This window comes from Methanomicrobiales archaeon (assembly GCA_030019205.1).
GTDB lineage: Archaea > Halobacteriota > Methanomicrobia > Methanomicrobiales > JACTUA01 > JASEFH01.
Window position 1 is genome coordinate 39890 of record JASEFH010000007.1, and the last position, 18089, is coordinate 57978.

Here is an 18089-nt window from a genome sequence, read left to right on the forward strand (position 1 = left end):
CACTGCACAGATTTCGGATGGGACGATGGTGAAAGAGACCCCCTTTGACGCGCGGGAGAAGGAGCTCCTCTTCACGATCGAGAATCTCTCATCCCGCCTCCGCGAAGCCGAAGAACTCTTGGGTGCGATACGGCGCGGTGAGGTCGACGCGTTCGTCATCTCCACCGATACGGGAGCGAAGACCTACACGCTCGAGGGCGCCGATCGGGCTTACCGCCAGATCATCGAGCAGATGCGCGAAGGATCGGCGCTCCTCTCCGAAGACGGGACGATTTTCTACGGCAACGCCAGCCTCGCCGGCTTGCTCCAGATCCCGCTGGAGCACCTGATCGGGCATTCCATCCGGTCGTTCATCTCGCCCGCGGATCGCGAACGGTTCGATGAGCTGCTGATGCAGGACGGCGGGAGCGATGCCGAAATCCATCTCCAGGTGCGCGACGGGTGCCGGATTCCCGTATACATCTCCATCAACCGCCTGCAGGGTGACGAAACGACGGTCTTCTCCGCCGTCATGCTGGATCTGACCGCGCAGAAGCGGGCGGAGGCGGCACTGCGGAAGGCCCGCGACGAACTCGAAGACCGCGTGAGAGCGCGGACCGCCGAACTGGCACAGGCCAATGCCCGGCTCCAGGCGACGACCGGGGAACTGGCGACGGTGAATGAGGAGCTCAGGATCGCAAACGACGAGTTGCTGCAGATCAATGCCACATTAGACCGGCAGAACGCCAAGCTGAACGCCGCGCGGAAAGCGGCTGAAGAGGAGCGGCGGCGCTACTACGACCTCTTCGATGCCGCCCCGGAGGGTTACCTGGTGACGGACCGCAGCGGCACGATCCTGGAGGCGAACAACGCGGCGGCAGCACTCTTCTCGCTCCATAAGGAGAGCCTGGATGGCCGCAACCTCATCCAATTCGTCGCAGAGGAGAGCAGAGAGGAGTTCAAGGCCCGGTTGGGCAGTGCTCTGATCGGAGAACGCCAGCAGGACTTCGAACTGGATCTCCGCCCGCTCCAGAGAGAGAGTGTCTGCGTATCCGCGAGCGTATCCCCGATATTCGGGGAGGAACTCGCCGTCCAATCCCTCCGCTGGATGCTGCGGGACATCACCGATCGCAAGCGGGCAGAAGAGTCGCTGCGGAGGAGCGAGGCGAAGTACCGCAGCCTCTTCGACGACGACATCACCGCGGACTTCATCTGCGACCTCGACGGGCGGATCCTGGACTGCAACCCTGTATTTGCGAAGATGTTTGGATTTGGCTCTGTTGAGGAGGCTGCGTCTGCCAATATCCTGGAGACCTACATCTACCCCCGGGAGCGCGAGGAGATCCTGGGGCGCCTGCGGCGGGAAAAAAGGCTCGAGAATGTCGAACGGTTCCGTAAGCGGCACGACGGGACCCGCATCCATGTCGTCGAGAACATCGTCGGGATCTTCGATGAGGGCGGGAGCCTGGTCCAGACCAAGGGCTACATCATCGAGGACACCGAGCGCCTGCGGGCGGAAGAGGCCCTGAAGCAGTACGCGGTGCGCCTGAAGCGGTCCAACGAGGACCTGGAGCGGTTCGCCTACGTCTCCAGCCACGATCTGCAGGAGCCCCTGCGGACGATCGTGACCTTCACCCAGCTGCTGGAGCGGCGCTACCGCGACCGTCTGGATACCGACGCGAGCGAGTATATCGACTACATCGTGGACGCCGGCAAACGGATGCAGGCCCTGATCACCGATCTGCTCAACTACTCCCGGGTGAGCAGCCAGGTGCACGCCCCGCTGCCCATCCGCCCCGAAGTGGTGCTCGCGCAGGCCCTGCTCGCCCTCGACGGCATCCTGGAGGAGGCGGGGGCGACGGTCACGTACGATCCCCTTCCCATGGTGGAGGCGGACGCCCAGCAGCTGGTGCAGGTCTTCCAGAACCTGATCAGCAACGCGGTGAAGTACCGCCGCGAGGACGAGCCGCCGAAGGTCCATGTCTCGGCGGAGCGCCGCAACGGCTACGTGCAGTTCTCCGTCGCCGACAACGGGATCGGGATCGAGCCGCAGTACTTCGACCGCATCTTCGTCATCTTCCAGCGTCTCCACGGGCGGGAGAAGTACTCGGGGACGGGGATCGGGCTCGCCATCGTGAAGCGGATCGTGGAGCGGCACGGCGGGCGGATCTGGGTCGAGTCCGAGCCGGGGAAGGGCTCCACCTTCCACTTCACCCTGCCGGCACCTCCAGAGTTCTCCTCGGGAGGGGAGGAATGAGAAAAGATGCTTTATCTGCCGATAATTTCGGCGGCGATTCCGTCTAACCGCCCGCAGAAGACCAAAACCATCGGGAGGATCGGCGCGCCGGGAGAGCCTTTCAGCCTTCTGACATGCTCGCGGAGATGCGGCTCCTGAGCCCGAGCAGGGAGCCCTCCGCATCGCGTCCTGTTCCTGGCGCACTCTCGATGGGACCGCCGGCGATCCTGTTCTCTTCCCGTGCGCACAGCGGTCCAGCAGGCTTCGATGTCGCCAGCAGCTCGCGGTCATGCCGTATCGGTCCCGGATGCGTCTTCGCGGGCTCGTGCCGGCATACGGAGACGGCAGAACCCTCATATCCCGTTCCTCCCCATGTACATATACATGAGAGCGGTACGGATCGCCATCATCGGAGTCCTGCTCCTCACCCTTGCAGGGACGATCCTCTCCTATCCATACGTCCCGGACCCCATCGTCTCCCACTGGAACGCGGCCGGGGAGGCGGATGGCACCATGCCAAGACTCTGGGGGCTCTTCCTGCTGCCCTTCCTGATGTTCGGGCTGACAGCACTCTTTGCGGTCATACCCCGCATCGACCCCCTCAGGGAGAACTATGCCCGATTCCATGACTACTACGAGGGTTTCATCCTCGTCTTCGCCGGCTTCATGGCCGTCGTCCAGCTCCAGATCATTCTCTGGAACCTCGGGATCGCGATCAACCCGAACCGGGTGATACCGCTTCCCATCAGCATCCTCTTCGCCTACCTCAGCTACCTGATCGAGCACGCGGAGCAGAACTGGTTCGTCGGGATCCGCACCCCCTGGACGCTCAGCAGCGAGGCGGTCTGGAAGAAGACACACCGCCTGGGGGCCAGGCTCTTCAGGGCTGCGGCACTCCTCGCCCTGGGCGGGCTCCTCTTTCCGGACCTCGCGATCTGGTTCATTCTGGTCCCTGTAGGGACGGTCGCCCTATGTACCGTCGTGTACTCGTACCGCGAGTTCCAGAGGCTGGGCGGGAAGCGGGGCACGGGCGGCGAGGGATGATTGCCGTCCTGACGTTCCCCGGATCCCGCGGCGTCCGATGGGAGGGGCTGGAAGGGTATCACCGCCATCGCGATCGGGATGCATGGCCGGACAGAGGCGCTGGCGCCCCGGGGAAGCACGCCCGGGCGAGGGGGCACGTGGCAGCCCCGCTGTCCTTGGAAGAGAATGCGTGCTCTTTACACGATTCTCGACAGGGAGATCAGCAGTGTCACGAATCCCACGACCACCGCGAACAGCACCACGCCGGCGGACCGTGCCAGGGAGATCCCCTGCAGCTCGCGGATCCCGATCGCCAGCAGCCCGAGCGACCAGAGCACGGGGATCGGCCCGACCATCGGGAACCAGCCGAACAGGAGCCAGGGCGTGGCGGCGTACATCGCCGCTTTACAGGTCGGGGCGAGGCCCCGCCGCCCGCCGAGGAGCATGACCCCGATCTGGAGCACCAGCCCCCCGAGGGCCAGGATGGCGAGCCCGCTCATGATGGGACCATAGAAGGCTCCCGAGAGGCCCGCATCCACCCTCCGCAGGGTCGCCATCACCAGGAGAAAGGAGGCAGCGGCGTGGAGGACGAGGAGGACGGCATAGTACAGGAAGGCCCGAGCGATGCTCGACTGCCTCGACGAGCGGAACGCGGCGACCGGCGAGAGGATGAAGTTCTGTATATCTTTTACAAAAGAGCTGGCCATGCGATCGATACGATCTTCAGGCCGCTCTCATATACCCCTTGCGATTTTGCCGTCGGGATCCGTGATACGCCCTGCCATCCCTGCCAGACCGCGAACTATACGGGTGAGGGGCAGATCGGGCCCCGATCTCCCCAATCCCGCAATGCGAAGCGAGAGAATGCTCCGGAACCGCGGCTATCCCCGGGTCATAGGCATCTATATACGATAGCCCGCCGATTCCTGTACATTCCCCTTCGACGGTGAGAATATGGGTGCTCGAGAGAACCTGGCGGGCGGTTTCGCGTTCTTCATGACGATATTCCTCGGAGTTCTCAACGGCTTCAACCTGGTCTCGGTCGTCGTCGGGTTCCTGATCTGGTATATCATCGGATACACCGGGCTCACGCTCCTTGGAATACCGGATGCAGCGTAGAGATTGCAGAACGGAGCCCCGGCGTTTGAAGCGGATTCGAGGGGGGATACCCGAACACTCCTCTCCGAGAGAGTGCAGGCCCGATCGTCCCGGGTCACAGCAGGAATGTGCCGCAGATCCCGGGATAGAATACCGCCGACCCCGGCTGACGCACTCATACCGCTAACCGCCACGGCCTCTCACCGGGTGGCGGCCGTCCCGAGGGGTAAAAATATCCCTCGGCAGGATGTGCCCCGGGGATCAGCTGCCCGGGTCTGCAACCCGCCCGATGAACAGGATGGCGCCGCTCTCGTTCTCCTGGATCAGGAACAGGAACGGATGGTCGGCGCGGAAGACCGGTATCTGCTCTTCGGGGGAGGGGGCCATCAGCACCCGCATGACCACGCCCGTCGCCGCCGCCGCCTCGGTGCCCTCCTCGTTCACGTCGACGAACGCCTTGTGCACGACGTCGCTGATATACAGGTCCTTCGTGCCGTCCATCCCCGAGAAGTCCGCCGCGCCGGGGGCGAACGCCGTCGGCATCCCCATTGCCGCGAGCGTTCCGGGCAGGCGGTACTCCGTCTCGAGCCGGAACTTCGGGAAGAAGACGTCGACGCGCCGCGATACGAGCGACTGCCGCAGTGCCGACAGATTCTCCGCGTCGAGCGCCGCCTCCGCCGCCGTCAGGTTATCCTCTCTCGGCAGGAGGACGAGCATGGACAGCGCCCGTCCTCCATCGCGGACATAGGGCATCTCGAGCACCTGCAGGGCGTCGGTCTCCGTGTAGTTGTAGATCGCCTCCTCGTCGGTCCTCTGCATCATCGGGATCCACACGGCAGCACCGGAGGCGGTACGGAACTCCTCCTCCCGGGTGCTGTTCGTGTCGAACTGCTTGACCCAGGTGCCCTCGAAGTAGATCGCGTTCGTGATGACGAGCCGCGTCAGCGGATCGATCGAGCCCGCCGGCAGCAGGTCCCGGATCCGCTCCTCGGTCTGCTCCTCCACCCAGGCGTTGATCGCGATGCGCGAGGGTTCGGGCGCGTTTATGAAGTCGAGGTTGGTGACGTTTGCCGCGTAGTAGCGACCGGCGATATCGATGTAGCCGGGCAGGAACGGATACGTCTCTTCCGCCCAGAGGGCGTTCGCCGTGCGCAGGGTGTAGTTGCGATCGCCGCTGTTGATACCTGCGTAGATCGCCGCGAAACCCTCCCTTCGAATAGTTTCATTCTCCGGAAAGCCAAACACCGCCCGGATCTCCTCCGCCGTCTCGCCGCGGGCGCCCTCGAGGGTGATCGCCAGGGCCGACGAGAGGCTGAAGGGCGAGAAGAAGATGTTGCCGTCCGCATACCGCGGATCGTCTGCCAGTTCCCGGTAGAGGTCGACGGCGAAGCGATTGTTCCCCGCCACCACGCCGCCGGCATCGGTCGGGGTGGCGTTCGCCTGCCCTCCGGATGATCCCGGCTGGACCGATGTCGTGTCCGTTGCACCCAGGCACCCCGCCAGGAGGATGCCGAGGGCGACGACGGACACCAGGACCAGAGTTCCACGGATCGTCTTCTGCATGGCCGGGTATTGGCACCCGGATAATTTAAAGCATTAACTCCGACTATTTTCGAACCTATCGGGCACGGGAGCAGGTGTTCGGCTCTGCGGGCCCCGGTCTCATACCCGTCGATCCGGCCCGGATGCCTGCACGCCGGCAGGCCGCGTCCGCCGCGACGGAGGGGGGTGCCCGCGAGAACGCGAGTGCCTGAACGGGAAGAACGTGCGAGGCCCGGCAGAGAGGCTCTGTACAATGTGCGGCGGGACCCGGGAAATACGCCATAGGTACCGCCACCCCGGAGTTGGCAGAAGTTCTCCCCGTTGGTACGACGGCAAAATTCTGCCGCTCCCCGGATATCCCGTCCCTGCCGGCACATCGCCATCCTTTTCTTCCGGCATATCCTGCGCGGGATTGCCCCGGGCGCGATCCACACTCGACGCCGCCGTGTGGAATCCTGCCGTTCGCCAGAACGGGAGCGGCGGGCACGCCCACGACGTGTATACGATTGCGACAGAAATGGTATATGCCATGGCGTTGACCGTTCACCTGCAGGGGGGCCGGCCGCATGCCCGCCCGCAGGCCCGATCGACGGAAAAATTGTCGCCTTCCAGCGGAACTCCGCCGTTCTTCGCCATCGGAGCGGTCGATCTCCGCGTAACTTCGAAAATATTCGAAGTCTAAAGAAGGTACTTAAGGATACCTGCCGAAATAACCGGTATCGCATCCCGCCTGCATCCTCCGGGATCTTCCCCGCGGTGCGGGTGCGCAGGCGGAGAGCGGACACTTCGCCGCTACGGCCGCTCTGCCGCGGGAATTCTATAAAAGGTGTGTTGAATTGATACAGACGCAGAATCTCACGAAGGTTTACAACGGGAAGAGAGCCGTCGACGCCCTGAACCTCGAGGTGGCGAAAGGCGAGATCTTCGGCTTCCTGGGCCCCAACGGGGCCGGGAAGAGCACGACGATCCTGATGCTCGTCGGCATGATCGAGCCCACCGAGGGGAGCTGCCACATCAACGGCATCGAGGTCGCCACAAATCCCATCCAGGTGAAGGAGATCGTCGGCTATCTGCCTGAGGACGTCGGGTTCTATGGCAACATGACCGCCGAGCAGAACCTGGACTACTTCGCCCGCTTCTACCGCATGGACGCCGGGGAGCGGAAGAAGCGGATCCGCGAACTTCTGGAGCTCGTCCACCTTGACGGCGTAACCCAGAAGGCCGGGGAGTACTCCCGCGGGATGAAGCAGCGGCTCGGTCTCGCCCAGGCGCTGCTCAACGACCCCCTGGTCCTCTTTTTAGACGAGCCGACGGCGAACCTCGACCCCGAGGCGATCGCGGAGTACCGCGACCTGGTCCACCGCCTCTCCCGCGAGGGGAAGACGATCTTCGTCTCCTCCCACATCCTCTCGGAGGTGACGCAGGTCTGCACCACCATCGGGATCCTGCGGAAGGGGAGACTGATCGCGCAGGGCACGCTCGAGGAGGTCAAGACCGCGCTCGATCGCTCTGGCACCGAGAGCGTGAAGATCTACGTCGAGACCGCCGGCCCGATCCCCGAGATCGCCCACGCGGACATCCTGAACGCGGAGTACGACGGGCACTGGGCCGTGATCGAGTCCCGCTCGGACATCCGGGACGCCGTCGCCGCGTCGCTCCACGAGAGCGGCGCGCGGATCCGGGAGCTGAAACGGGTGCGGCCAAGTCTGGAAGAGGTCTTCCTGTCCGTCTACCGGGGTGAATCATGACTGTCGCCGGTCTCTTCAACGTCGCGAGGAAAGAGTTCGCCGACCACCTGACCAGCCGCCGGTTCCTGGTCATCCTCGGCCTCTTTCTGATCATCTCCACGATGGGGCTCTACCAGGGCATCCAGAACTACAACCAGCAGCTGGAGTCCTACGCCGAGCAGATGGCCCGGCTGCCCGCCGGGGAGGATATCGGCTGGATGCCCGAGAGGCCGTCCGTCCTGAACGTCTTCATGTTCATGGCGAGCGAGATCGGGACCCTCGGGGCGATCCTGGGCATCGCGATGGGGTTCGATCTCATCTCGCGGGAGAAGGAGACGCGGTCGCTCAAATCCCTCCTCTCGCATCCGGTCTACCGCGACGAGATCGTCAACGGCAAGGCGCTCGGGGGAGTGCTCGCCCTGGCGTTCGCCATGGGCGCCGGGTTCCTCGTCTCCCTGGCGGTGCTGCTCATCTTCAGCATCGTCCCCGGCATCGGCGAACTCTCGGCGATCGCCCTACTGGGGGCGGTATCCGTCGTCTACCTCCTCTCGTTCTTCGCCGTGGCGCTGCTGATGTCCACGGTCTCGAGCGAGAGCGGGAACGCCCTGATCTACTCCCTGGTGATCTTCTTCACGCTCGCGGTCCTGATGAGCCTGGTCGGGGGCACCCTCACCACGGTGATCGTCGGAGACCCGCCAGAGCCGCCGGATACGCCCTATCCCATGCCAATCCCCATGGAGCGGGTCGTGTATGCCGGCCAGGGTGCGGCGAGTTCGACCGTCGTCGAGAAGGTGGAGACTATCATCGAAGACAAGGGCGAATGGCAGCGCTACGAGGAGGAGATGCGGGCCTACTGGGAGAAGCGGAGGGCGATCTCCGATGCGGTCAACCTGGTCTCACCCCAGGTGAACTACATGACGATCGCGATGGCGATCATGAACCCGCGCTACATCACCTACATGGACGGCGCCACCATCCTGCCCGCCCCCATGCCCGGCGGGGAGAGCGAACCTGACCTGATGGAGGTGCTCGGGAAACTGTGGAAGAACATCGCGGCGCTCTTCGTCTTCCCGGTCGTCTTCTTCGGCGTCGCCTACGTGAAGTTCATGCGGATGGATGTACGATGACGGCAGCACGCGTTTCCCGGGGCCTGCTGGCCCTCGTCCTCCTGACCGCCCTCCTCGCCGCACCGGCGCTCGCCCAGACGATCGAGCAGCGGGTCGAACTGCGCTGCGACTTCCCCGGCCAGGTGGTGGACGCCGGGGATACCGCCACGTTCGAGATCACCATCTTAAACCGCGGCCCGACCGCCACCTACAACCTGATCCACCAGGTCTACTCGAGGTCGACGGACTGGGAGTTCGCCTTCAAGGACGGCAGCCAGGAGGTCTACAAGGTGCTGCTGCCCGAGGGGGCGTCCCGCACCGTGACGCTGGAGGTCGGAACACCCGGGGATGCCGGGATCGGAGAGTACCGGGTGCTCGTGAAGGTGGGCGACGACAGCCTCTGGCTGTACGTGAAGATCGACGAGACCCACAGCGGCGAGAAGGGGACGCTCGCCTTCACGGTCGTGGACAAGGAGGGCGGAGCCGTCAAGGGTGCCATGGTCACCGCTTACCGCGGCACCACGATCGTGGACCAGATGCGGACGACGGCGGAGGGCAAGATCAGCATCGACCTGCCCAAGGGAGTCTACCGCGTGGCCATCGAGCAGGCGGGCTACCGCAGCTGGGAGGATAAGGACGTCGAGATCCGCGTCGGCAAGACGACGGATCTCGGGCTGATCGCCCTCGATAGGGAGATGTACGCCGCCGAGTTCGTGGCCAAGTCCCCCCTGAAGACCGTCATGGTCGGGAGCCGCCCGCTCTTCGAGTTCCGCATCCGCAACATCGGGAAGACCGACGACACCTACCGCCTGGGTGTCGAGGGGCTTCCCGACGGCTGGTATGCGGGCTACAAGGAGAGCGCCGGGGAGACCGGGGGGCTCTCCGAGATCTTCTTGAAGTCCGGCGAGGAGAAGACGCTCTACCTCGAGTTCATCCCGCCCTACGGCGTCGCAACCGGGGAGTACAACTTCACCGGCGTCGCGCACTCCTCCACGCAGGACTACGGGCAGAACCTGACCCTGAAGGTGCGGGGGAGCCTGGAGATGCAGCTCTCCTCCCGCGGATACCGCTACGAGCTGGAGCGGGGAAGCACCGTCTCCTTCGACGTCACGGTCACGAACGCCGGGACGGGCGGCGCCCTGACAAACGTCAGCGCCGAGGTGAGCGCCCCGCAGGGGTGGCGGGCGAGCATCAGCCCGGAGTCCGTCGCCAGCCTCGAGCCGGACCAGCGGAGGACGTTCTCCATCCAGCTGGTGCCCCCGGCCGATATCGTTGCCGGCGAGTACAAGGTGGCCGTGAAGGTGAGGAGCGAGCAGGCGGAGAAGGCGGACGAGTTCCGGATCGTGGTGAAGGAGAACAGCAACATCGCGATCTACGGCATCCTGATCCTGGGTGCGGTGATCGGGGGACTGTGGTACGTCTTCAAGAAGTACGGGCGGCGGTGAGGGGAGCGCCAGAGGCCCCTGCCCGAGGATGCCGATACCACACCTCTTTCCCGGCCCGACCGGCGGGCGGCGGTTGCGATGCGCCCGTCCGGATCGGCAGTCTTGTGAGGGATGGGCGACAGATCCCATGGGGCAGGACCCTGGCACCCCGACCGCTGCAGGCCCCGTGTTCCGGCGGCAGTCGCCGTGCCGGGAATCATCGGCACGGGCCGGTCGAAAACGATCCCCCGAGAGAGACCCGTCGTAAGAGTTGAGATGCCGGTGCGATCCTGCAGATTGGAGAGCAGTCCTGGAGCCAGAGATGCAGCCGGATAGATCACGCGACCTCAACCGCAGTGCCCCGCTATCAGTTCTTCGGGAGGGCTGGAGCCGCCTGCAGGGGAAGAAGGCCGAGACGGCGGTCGTCTGCGGGACCTACGTCCTCGTCGCCGCCATTATCGCCTACCTGATCCTCACCCTGCACCTCGCGGACAGCCCCTGGGCCTCGTTCGACGCGGCGCGGTTCCACTCCATGGCCGAGGCGATCATCGCGGGGCTCGCGCCCTACGTCGACTACGTCGATCCCAAACCCCCTCTGCTCTACTTCGCCGTGGCGCTCATGGATCTCATAGCACCGGCGGGCTCCATCGACATCCCCGTCATGGCCGGTCTCAACGTGGCGTCCGCCCTCCTGATCTGGCGGATCGGGAGGGAGGACTACGGATCCGCCGCGGGATACTTCTCCGGCCTGCTCTTCCTGGTGGCATCGGTCTTCGTCCAGGGCTACTTCCTCTTCGCCGAGCAGTTCGGCGTGCTCTTCCTGCTCTGCGCCTACATCTCGGCGCGTAAGTCTAACTACGCCCTCGCCGGCCTCTTCGTCGGGCTCGCCGTCGGGTTCAAGCAGTATGCCGCCCTCGCCCTGATCCCCCTCCTCTACCTGATGCATGCGCGGGGGGAGCGACGGTACCACCGCCTGGTGCTGCCGGCGGTCGCCGCCGTGGTCGGCACGTTCGGCATCCTCTACCTCGCCTACGGGATGGAGGCGACTGCCGCCGCCCTCCACTGGACGTTCTCGATCGGGCCGGGCTACCTGCTGGACGACGGCGTCCCCGGAATCCCCAACTACCGCCCGACCGACCCGATCGGGTTTGCCGCCAACCTCGTCGGCAGCGTCGCGATGGTGCTGCCGACGCTCGTCTTCGCGGCGGGCAGCGCGGTGAAGAGCGGGTTCCGCTCTCCTGAAGAGCGGACGCTGGGGCTCTTCGTCCTCGCCTTCCTGGGCACGCTCCTCGTCCGCCAGTACCTCCACTACTGGCTCCTCCTGCTCCCCTTCCTGGCGCTCATCGCCTGCCGGGAGTTCGGGCGGACGCCCGATCGACGCCCCGGCTCGTGAACGGATGAGAATACGGGGAAAAAATTGCCGATTGTAGTTTCGTAATAATAATCTGAGGTGGATTGGCCCTCTTCGGCAGCTCCGACCCCCGCTCGATGCTATCCGGAAATGAGTCCTGGCGCCCGGGCGATCAGGTCGGGGCCTTCGTTCGCGGGATTATTTACGGCTGGCGAGACCGGATAGGCCTCGAGTTCGTGAGAGGGATACGGCGCCAGCAGGCGCTCGAGTTCGTCCGGCTCGAGCGTCCCGCCCCGCATCCATGCGTCCTCGTTCTCCCGGGAGAGGATGACGGGCATCCGGTCGTGAATGGGTGCGATCAGGTCGTTTGCAGCCGTCGTGATGATGGTGAAGGTCTTTACCGGTTCTCCCCCGGCATCCCTCCAGATGTCGTACAGCCCGGCGAAGGCAAAGAGCGAGTGGTCTTTCCGGTCGATGTAGTAGGGGACTTTTCGGGACCCTGCCTGTTTCCATTCGTAGAATCCGGTCACCGGCACGAGGCAGCGGCGGCGTTTCAGCGGGGACCGGAACGCCGGTCTGTCGGCAAGCGTCTCGGCCCGGGCATTGATCATGCGGTAGCCGGCGCGGGCGTCCTTCGACCAGGAGGGGATGAGGCCCCACCGCATCGGGACGATCTCGCGCTCTGCGGGGTTCTCGGGGTCGCCGGCAACGACGGGGACGTCCTGGGAGGGGGCGATGTTGTAGCGGGGGCGGATCTCGAAGGGCGGTCTCTTCGCCCCGAACCGATCCTCGATGCCGACCGTGATCGCGATCGCGAACCTGCCGCACATGCCGGTGCATTGGTGTGTACACGAATTTAATGGTTCCCGATTTCAAGAGTCTACCGAACACCGTCAACTCCTTATTCTGGATTCCACTCCCCGATATGTGATGGAGAGCAGGACATCCCGATTCGCCATCCTCACTCCTGTGTTATGACAGAGCCCCGGGGATGGTGCAAAGAACCCTTTTCTTCGGGGAAAGGGTTCAGGTCATGCCTCTTGCAGAAAATTTCGATCCCTGCTTCCCATATACAAGTCCTATCGCACTGATGGGGGGAGGGGGCGCACCCTCCCCCCAACCCCCCGCCATCACGATAGCCCGTTAAACTATGACGATCTGGATAGGATGACCTGCACGAGACGGACTCTCCCCCGATCGCCCCCACCCCTGCATGCGATAGGGCCTGTACCAGAGTGACGGGCATCCATTCCAGGAGAAGGGTTTCAGTTCGACCGGGGTCCGAATGCTCATGCATCCCCTCCGCCCTACCGTTTCTCTGACGACACTGCTCCAAATATCCGGGCCCACCGTACGGGGAAAGAGCGGATCGAGAGGGATCCCCCTGCCGCCGGTTCCCTGCCGTGTTGGGGACCGTTATGCAATCGCCCGCGATCCCCGCGGAATATCCTGTTCCACTCAAAGAGACTTCGAGGATCCCGTGGGCCGATGGGCGGCGGTATTTATGCCTGGAGACGAATCTCTATGCAGTTGCAGAATGCCTGCGAACGATATCGACCTGGAGGCCATCGCCCGGGACGCGATGGGCCGCTACGGCTTCCTGCCCGAGTTCCCCGAACCCGTCATCCATGAGGTCGGCGCCCTCGATGCGCAGTTGCTGAACAGCCAGAACCACGGGCGGGACCTCCGCTCGCTCCTCTGGTCCTCGGTCGACAACATCGACTCCCTCGACCTCGACCAGCTGGAGTACTGCGAGCCGGGCCCGCACGGCGAGATCCTTGTCAGGGTCGCGATCGCCGATGTCGACCTCTTCATACCGAAGGGCTGCCCGACGGACCGCCATGCCGCCCACAACGGCACCTCGGTCTACACCGGCGTCCTGACCTTCCCCATGCTCCCCGACCGTCTCAGTAAAGGCATCTCCTCCCTCCTGCCCGCCCGGGACCGCAGTGCGGTCGTGATCGAGTACGCAGTCCTGCAGAACGGGGATGTCCGCAGCGGCGCCATCTACCGGGCGCTGGTGAACAACAAGGCCAAGCTGGTCTACGAGGAGGTCGGGGCCTGGCTGGAAGGGTCCGGCCCGATGCCCGCCGCCGTTCGGGAGATCCCCGGGCTCGCAGAACAGCTCCTCCTCCAGGATACGGCCGCCCGCCGCATGCGGCGGCGACGCATGGAGCAGGGGGCCCTCGACCTCGAGACCATCGAGGCCGAACCGCGGATGGAGGACGGTCGCGTGCGGGACCTCGTCATCCAGCGGGAGAACGCCGCCCGGCACCTGATCGAGGAGTTCATGATCGCCGCGAACGGCGTCATGGTCGCCCGCCTGGGGGCTGCCGGCGTCCCGATGATCCAGCGGGTCGTGCGCACCCCCAGGTACTGGGAGCGGATCGTGCAGAAGGCGGCGGAGTACGGCTGGACGCTTCCCGCGAGAGCGGACGTTCGGGCGCTCGCGAAGTTCCTCGACCACAGACGGGACGCCGATCCCGAACGGTTTCCGGATCTCTCCCTGACCATCGTCAAACTGCTGGGCCCCGGCGAGTACATGGCCCTCGGGCCCGACGAGGACCCGACGGGCCACTTCAGTCTCGCCGTCACCGACTACACCCACGCCACGGCCCCGAACCGCCGCTACGTGGACGTGATCAACCAGCGGCTGATCAAGGCGGTCCTGGACGATGCACCCCTCCCCTACACGGCCGGCGAACTGGCCGAACAGGCCGCCCGGCTCACCGGGCGGGAGAAGGCCTCCAAGAAGGTCGAGCGGTTCGTGCGCAAGGCGGCGGCCGCGGTGCTCCTCCGGGACCGCATCGGGGACGTCTTCGAGGGGCTGGTCACCGGCGCAGCCGAGAAGGGGACATACGTGCGCCTGATCGCGCCGCCCGTCGAAGGGAGGGTGGTGCGGGGCGAGCGCGGGCTGCAGGTGGGGGACAGGGTCCGCGTCCGCCTGCTCGGAACGGATCCCTGCAACGGCCACATCGACTTCGCCTGCGCCGGGAGGATGGCGGACTGACACTCATCGCGCGCTGGAGAAGGCAGGCAGGCCTTGCTGCAGGCTGCCAGACCGGAGCTACGCACCGTTTCCGGCGGACAATTCCCCCGGCGAACGGGCAGTGAGAAGCCGTCTGCCGCTGCTCCGGGCCGTCCCGACTCCGGAAACGCCCTTACCCCCAAGGGATGGCGATGCGGGAGCGTTCCTGCGATGCCCTGCAACTCCTTCTCGTTCAGACTTCTGGCGATCGGTATGCCACTCCGTGATCAATCACACGGTTGCCCCCTGAGGAGCCGTTGCATGCAGGGCGGATCGCGGGGACGCGGACGATCCTGCAGCATCGCGGGCTGCAGGATCGGTGGCGGATGCATGCCCGCCTGACAGGGTTCCCCCCGCCGCTCGTGGAGCCGCGGAGGGGGGGTAGCGGGGGCGATGCAGACCTGCGAGAAGGGCTGGTTCCGCGAGGTCGAGATGACGCCGCAGGCGATGCGGGCGGAGTTTGCCTCCCGACGGGGAGACGATCCGTATCCACCTCGCGGGCCGCAGGCACCGGATACATGCCTGGTGACACTGCCGGGGAGCGCACGGACCGCTGATGCCGTTGCCCCGCCGGAGCCCGGCGGATCCCCTGCAGCCCTCGTTCAGCGGAGGCAGTGCTGCTCCGCCGCCGGCAGCGTGAAGTGGAAGGTGGATCCCTTCCCGGGCTCGGACTCGACCCAGATCCGCCCGCCGTGCCGTTCGACGATCCGCCTGCAGAGAGCGAGCCCGATCCCGGTCCCCTCGTACCGATCCTGCCCGTGGAGCCGCTGGAAGACGACGAAGATGCGGTCGAAGTACTGCGGCTCGATCCCGATCCCGTTGTCGGAAACCGAGAACCGCCACATCGTGCCCTCCCGCTCAGCCGCGATCCGCACCCGTGGCCGCTCCTCCGCTCTCCGGAACTTGATCGCGTTCTCGATCAGGTTCTGGAAGACCTGCCGCAGCTGGTGCGGATCGGCCAGCACAGTCGGGAGGGGGCTGCTGCTGATCTCCGCACCGCTCTCCCCGATCGGGAATCGCAGATTCTCCAGGGCCTCCTCCAGCGGCTTCCCTGCGGGAATCGGCTCCAGAGGGCGGGCGCGGGTGCTCACCCGGGAGTACTCCAGCAGATCGGTGATCAGCGCCTGCATCCGCCGCCCGCCCTGCTCGATGAACCCGATGAACTCGTCGGCATCCGCATCCAGCTTCCCTCTGTACCGCCGCGCCAGCAGGCGGGAGTAGCTCGTGATCGTCCGCAGGGGCTGCTGCAGGTCGTGGGAGGCGGCATACGCGAACCGCTCCAGGTCCTCGTTGGACCGGCGGAGCTCCGCCGCATACTGCTTCATCGCCTCTTCGGCCTGTTTGCGATCCCGCATGTCGATTCCGACCCCGATCTGGGTCTCGTCACGTAGGCGGATGTTCGCCCAGGAGCTCGCCACGACGCTGCCGTCTTTTGCGGTCACCCGGAAGTCCCGCCACCCCGGTTCCAGGGACTGCATGAAGCGCGACACTTCCTGGCGGTACTCGGGATCGGGATAGCAGCACGCCATGAGCCCGCCATCGTCCGCATCCTCCTCGGACCAGCCCAGAACGCGCCGGAACTCCCGGTTGACCCGGAACGACTGGAGGTGGGGATCGTAGATGGTGATCATCACGGGGATCGTGTCGATGATGCCCTGGAGGAGCTCGTGCCCTCGCATCAGCTCCTCCTCCGACCGCTTGCGGTCGGTCACGTCGGCGAGGGAGAGGACAAGTCCCCGCACCCGCCCGTCCGCCTCCCGGACGGGCACCAGGCTCCAGTCCCAGTAGGTCACGCCCCGTTCGGGCTGGTTCTCGTAGACGAACTGTCTGGCCCTGAACCGTACCGGCTCCCCCGATTCCCGCGCCCGCTCGAAGATCGCCTGGTTCTCGGCGTTCGGGAAGAGGTCGAAGTGGTTTTTCCCCAGCAGCTTCTCCTGCGAGTATCCGGAACCGGCGGCGTAGGCTGAGTTCACGCGGACGAACCGGAACTCTGGATCCAGGTAGGCCAGGTGGATCTCGGTGTTCTCCATGATCGTGTCGAGGAGGTCCCGTTCCTCTTTCAGAGACTGCACCAGGTCCCGGTTCGCCTCCAGAAGTTGCTGCAGCCGCTCTTCCGCCTCCTTCCTGTCGGTGATGTTGTGGGAGACGACGAGGGCGGAGGTGACGGTGCCGTCCGGGTTCCGGAACGGCACGAGGATATGCTCCATCCAGCGGTCACCCGCGGCAGCGGGATACCGCACCTCCCGGCGGAGCGGCTCCCGTGTCGAGACAACCTTCTGCACGTCCTCCATGAAGGGCACCATCATCGCGGGATCGAGCCCGGCCTCCTGCCATGTCTTCCCGAGCACCTTCTCCGCCCGTACGCCGTGAGCAACTGCAGCCCGCCGGTTCATCCAGAGCCAGCGCCCGTCCTCGCTCCATATGCTGATGTGGTGGGGAAGGGTGGATACGACCGCGTCGATCAGCTCCTTCTGGTAGGCGAGTTCCTGGGTGAGAGTGGCAAGCGAGTCCGTATAGGCCTGGAGCTCTTCCGTCTGCCGCCGCAGCCGATCGTTCGCCGCGATCAGGCTGCGGTTGAACGCCTCCAGGTCGCGGCTGTTCTGCTGGACCTCCGCAAGCAGTCGATCGCGGGCGTGCTCCGCCTCACGCTGGGCGGTGACGTCCAGATTGATCCCGGCCCAGCGGACGATCCTTCCCCTGCTGTTCCGAATGGGGACGCCACGGCTCAGGATGGTGCGGTACTTGCCGTCTTTCCCAAGGATGCGGTACTCATAGTCCCAGAACTCCCCCTCCTGCACGGTGCGGTTCCAGTCCCGCATGGTCGGCACCACGTCCTCCCAGGGAAGGCGGGCGGTCCAGCCGAACTGCCGCACATCCTCCAGGCTCATCCCGATCAGGTCCAGGAACGACGGGCTGACGTACTCCATTCCGCCGCTCTCGTCGGCTATCCAGATGCCGTAGGGTATCGACTCCCCAACCGCGCGGTAGATCGCCCCCTCGTCCCGCAGGGGGTGTCCACCCCTCTTTCCACGCTCTTTCGGGGAGGAGGGCTTACACCGCTCGTCCAGGGTATCGATCAGATCCTGCAATCGCGATCGCAATTCCGGATGGGCGTCGTCGGCTTTTTCGAGGATCTCGTGAAGCTGCTGTTTTACATCGGAAACCGTATGCTTCAGGTCTTCAGCATCCATGCGATCGCTCCGAGACCTCCGGCAATACGAGATAGTTCAGTTCACCGGTGCATCAAATTTGTGTTTGGGGGATCCGCCCGTACCCGGGTGCAGCAGTCAGGACGGCAGGGCGCCCCGTTCGCCCTGCCCGCAGGACATTCGCAGGAGACGAAGGCGACAGCGTCCCCGTCCCTCGTCACCATCTCCCCCCTCTTCGCGATGGGGCAACCGGGAGAATCGATCTCTCGCCGGCCGGGCAGAGAAATCTGGATTGCAGAGGGATCTGCCGCGGGCATGGACGACAAGGATCCATAGCGGAGCCGGGGGATCCACCGCTTCCTATGCCTTCGGCGCGATGGAACCGAGCAGGGAAGATGCGGATATTCGAAGAAGCCGGGAGAGGTT

12 protein-coding genes are annotated in these 18089 nt (G+C 65.0%); 8 read left to right on the forward strand and 4 right to left on the reverse strand.

Annotated elements, in window-relative coordinates:
- Nucleotides 1-25 precede the first annotated feature (25 nt).
- The gene (locus QMC96_05700) at nucleotides 26-2236 is read left to right on the forward strand and encodes a PAS domain S-box protein (protein MDI6876250.1); all 2211 of its coding nucleotides are present in this window, start codon (nucleotides 26-28) and stop codon (nucleotides 2234-2236) included.
- A 363-nt stretch (nucleotides 2237-2599) separates the two neighbouring features.
- Nucleotides 2600-3259, forward strand: a complete 660-nt coding sequence (locus QMC96_05705; GenBank protein ID MDI6876251.1) for an SdpI family protein — start codon at nucleotides 2600-2602, stop codon at nucleotides 3257-3259.
- A 176-nt stretch (nucleotides 3260-3435) separates the two neighbouring features.
- Here the strand turns inward: QMC96_05705 and QMC96_05710 are convergent, their stop codons facing one another.
- Nucleotides 3436-3945 (reverse strand): YIP1 family protein, encoded by a 510-nt coding sequence (locus QMC96_05710; GenBank protein MDI6876252.1) that lies wholly within the window; start codon nucleotides 3943-3945, stop codon nucleotides 3436-3438.
- Nucleotides 3946-4192: 247 nt separating this feature from the next.
- Between QMC96_05710 and QMC96_05715 the strand changes: the two genes are divergently transcribed.
- The gene (locus QMC96_05715; GenBank protein ID MDI6876253.1) at nucleotides 4193-4357 is read left to right on the forward strand and encodes a hypothetical protein; all 165 of its coding nucleotides are present in this window, start codon (nucleotides 4193-4195) and stop codon (nucleotides 4355-4357) included.
- A 240-nt stretch (nucleotides 4358-4597) separates the two neighbouring features.
- On the opposite strand, the gene QMC96_05720 is transcribed toward QMC96_05715, so the two are convergent.
- Nucleotides 4598-5899, reverse strand: coding sequence for a serpin family protein (locus QMC96_05720; protein MDI6876254.1), 1302 nt, complete (start codon nucleotides 5897-5899; stop codon nucleotides 4598-4600).
- A gap of 815 nt (nucleotides 5900-6714) precedes the next feature.
- Here QMC96_05720 and QMC96_05725 point away from each other — a divergent pair.
- The 4 genes from QMC96_05725 to QMC96_05740 all read left to right on the forward strand — a co-directional run bounded on the left by QMC96_05725 (nucleotide 6715) and on the right by QMC96_05740 (nucleotide 11528).
- Nucleotides 6715-7626 carry an ABC transporter ATP-binding protein gene (locus tag QMC96_05725; GenBank protein MDI6876255.1) on the forward strand — a complete coding sequence of 304 codons (912 nt, stop codon included), beginning with the start codon at nucleotides 6715-6717 and terminating at the stop codon, nucleotides 7624-7626.
- Nucleotides 7623-8732, forward strand: a complete 1110-nt coding sequence (locus QMC96_05730; GenBank protein ID MDI6876256.1) for an ABC transporter permease subunit — start codon at nucleotides 7623-7625, stop codon at nucleotides 8730-8732. The genes QMC96_05725 and QMC96_05730 overlap by 4 nt, the downstream gene beginning before the upstream one ends.
- Complete coding sequence (locus QMC96_05735; GenBank protein ID MDI6876257.1) at nucleotides 8729-10156, forward strand: NEW3 domain-containing protein; 1428 nt, start codon at nucleotides 8729-8731, stop codon at nucleotides 10154-10156. The genes QMC96_05730 and QMC96_05735 overlap by 4 nt, the downstream gene beginning before the upstream one ends.
- 301 nt (nucleotides 10157-10457) lie before the next feature.
- Entirely contained in the window at nucleotides 10458-11528 is a 1071-nt protein-coding gene (locus QMC96_05740; protein MDI6876258.1) for a glycosyltransferase family 39 protein, read from the forward strand.
- 98 nt (nucleotides 11529-11626) lie between these two features.
- On the opposite strand, the gene QMC96_05745 is transcribed toward QMC96_05740, so the two are convergent.
- A complete protein-coding gene (locus QMC96_05745) occupies nucleotides 11627-12316 on the reverse strand; it encodes an SOS response-associated peptidase (protein ID MDI6876259.1) in 690 nt (229 codons plus the stop codon).
- Between the two features lie 707 nt (nucleotides 12317-13023).
- Here QMC96_05745 and QMC96_05750 point away from each other — a divergent pair.
- Nucleotides 13024-14496, forward strand: a complete 1473-nt coding sequence (locus QMC96_05750; protein MDI6876260.1) for an RNB domain-containing ribonuclease — start codon at nucleotides 13024-13026, stop codon at nucleotides 14494-14496.
- Nucleotides 14497-15116: 620 nt separating this feature from the next.
- Here the strand turns inward: QMC96_05750 and QMC96_05755 are convergent.
- A complete protein-coding gene (locus tag QMC96_05755) occupies nucleotides 15117-17705 on the reverse strand; it encodes a PAS domain S-box protein (GenBank protein MDI6876261.1) in 2589 nt (862 codons plus the stop codon).
- Between the last annotated feature and the right edge of the window lie 384 nt (nucleotides 17706-18089).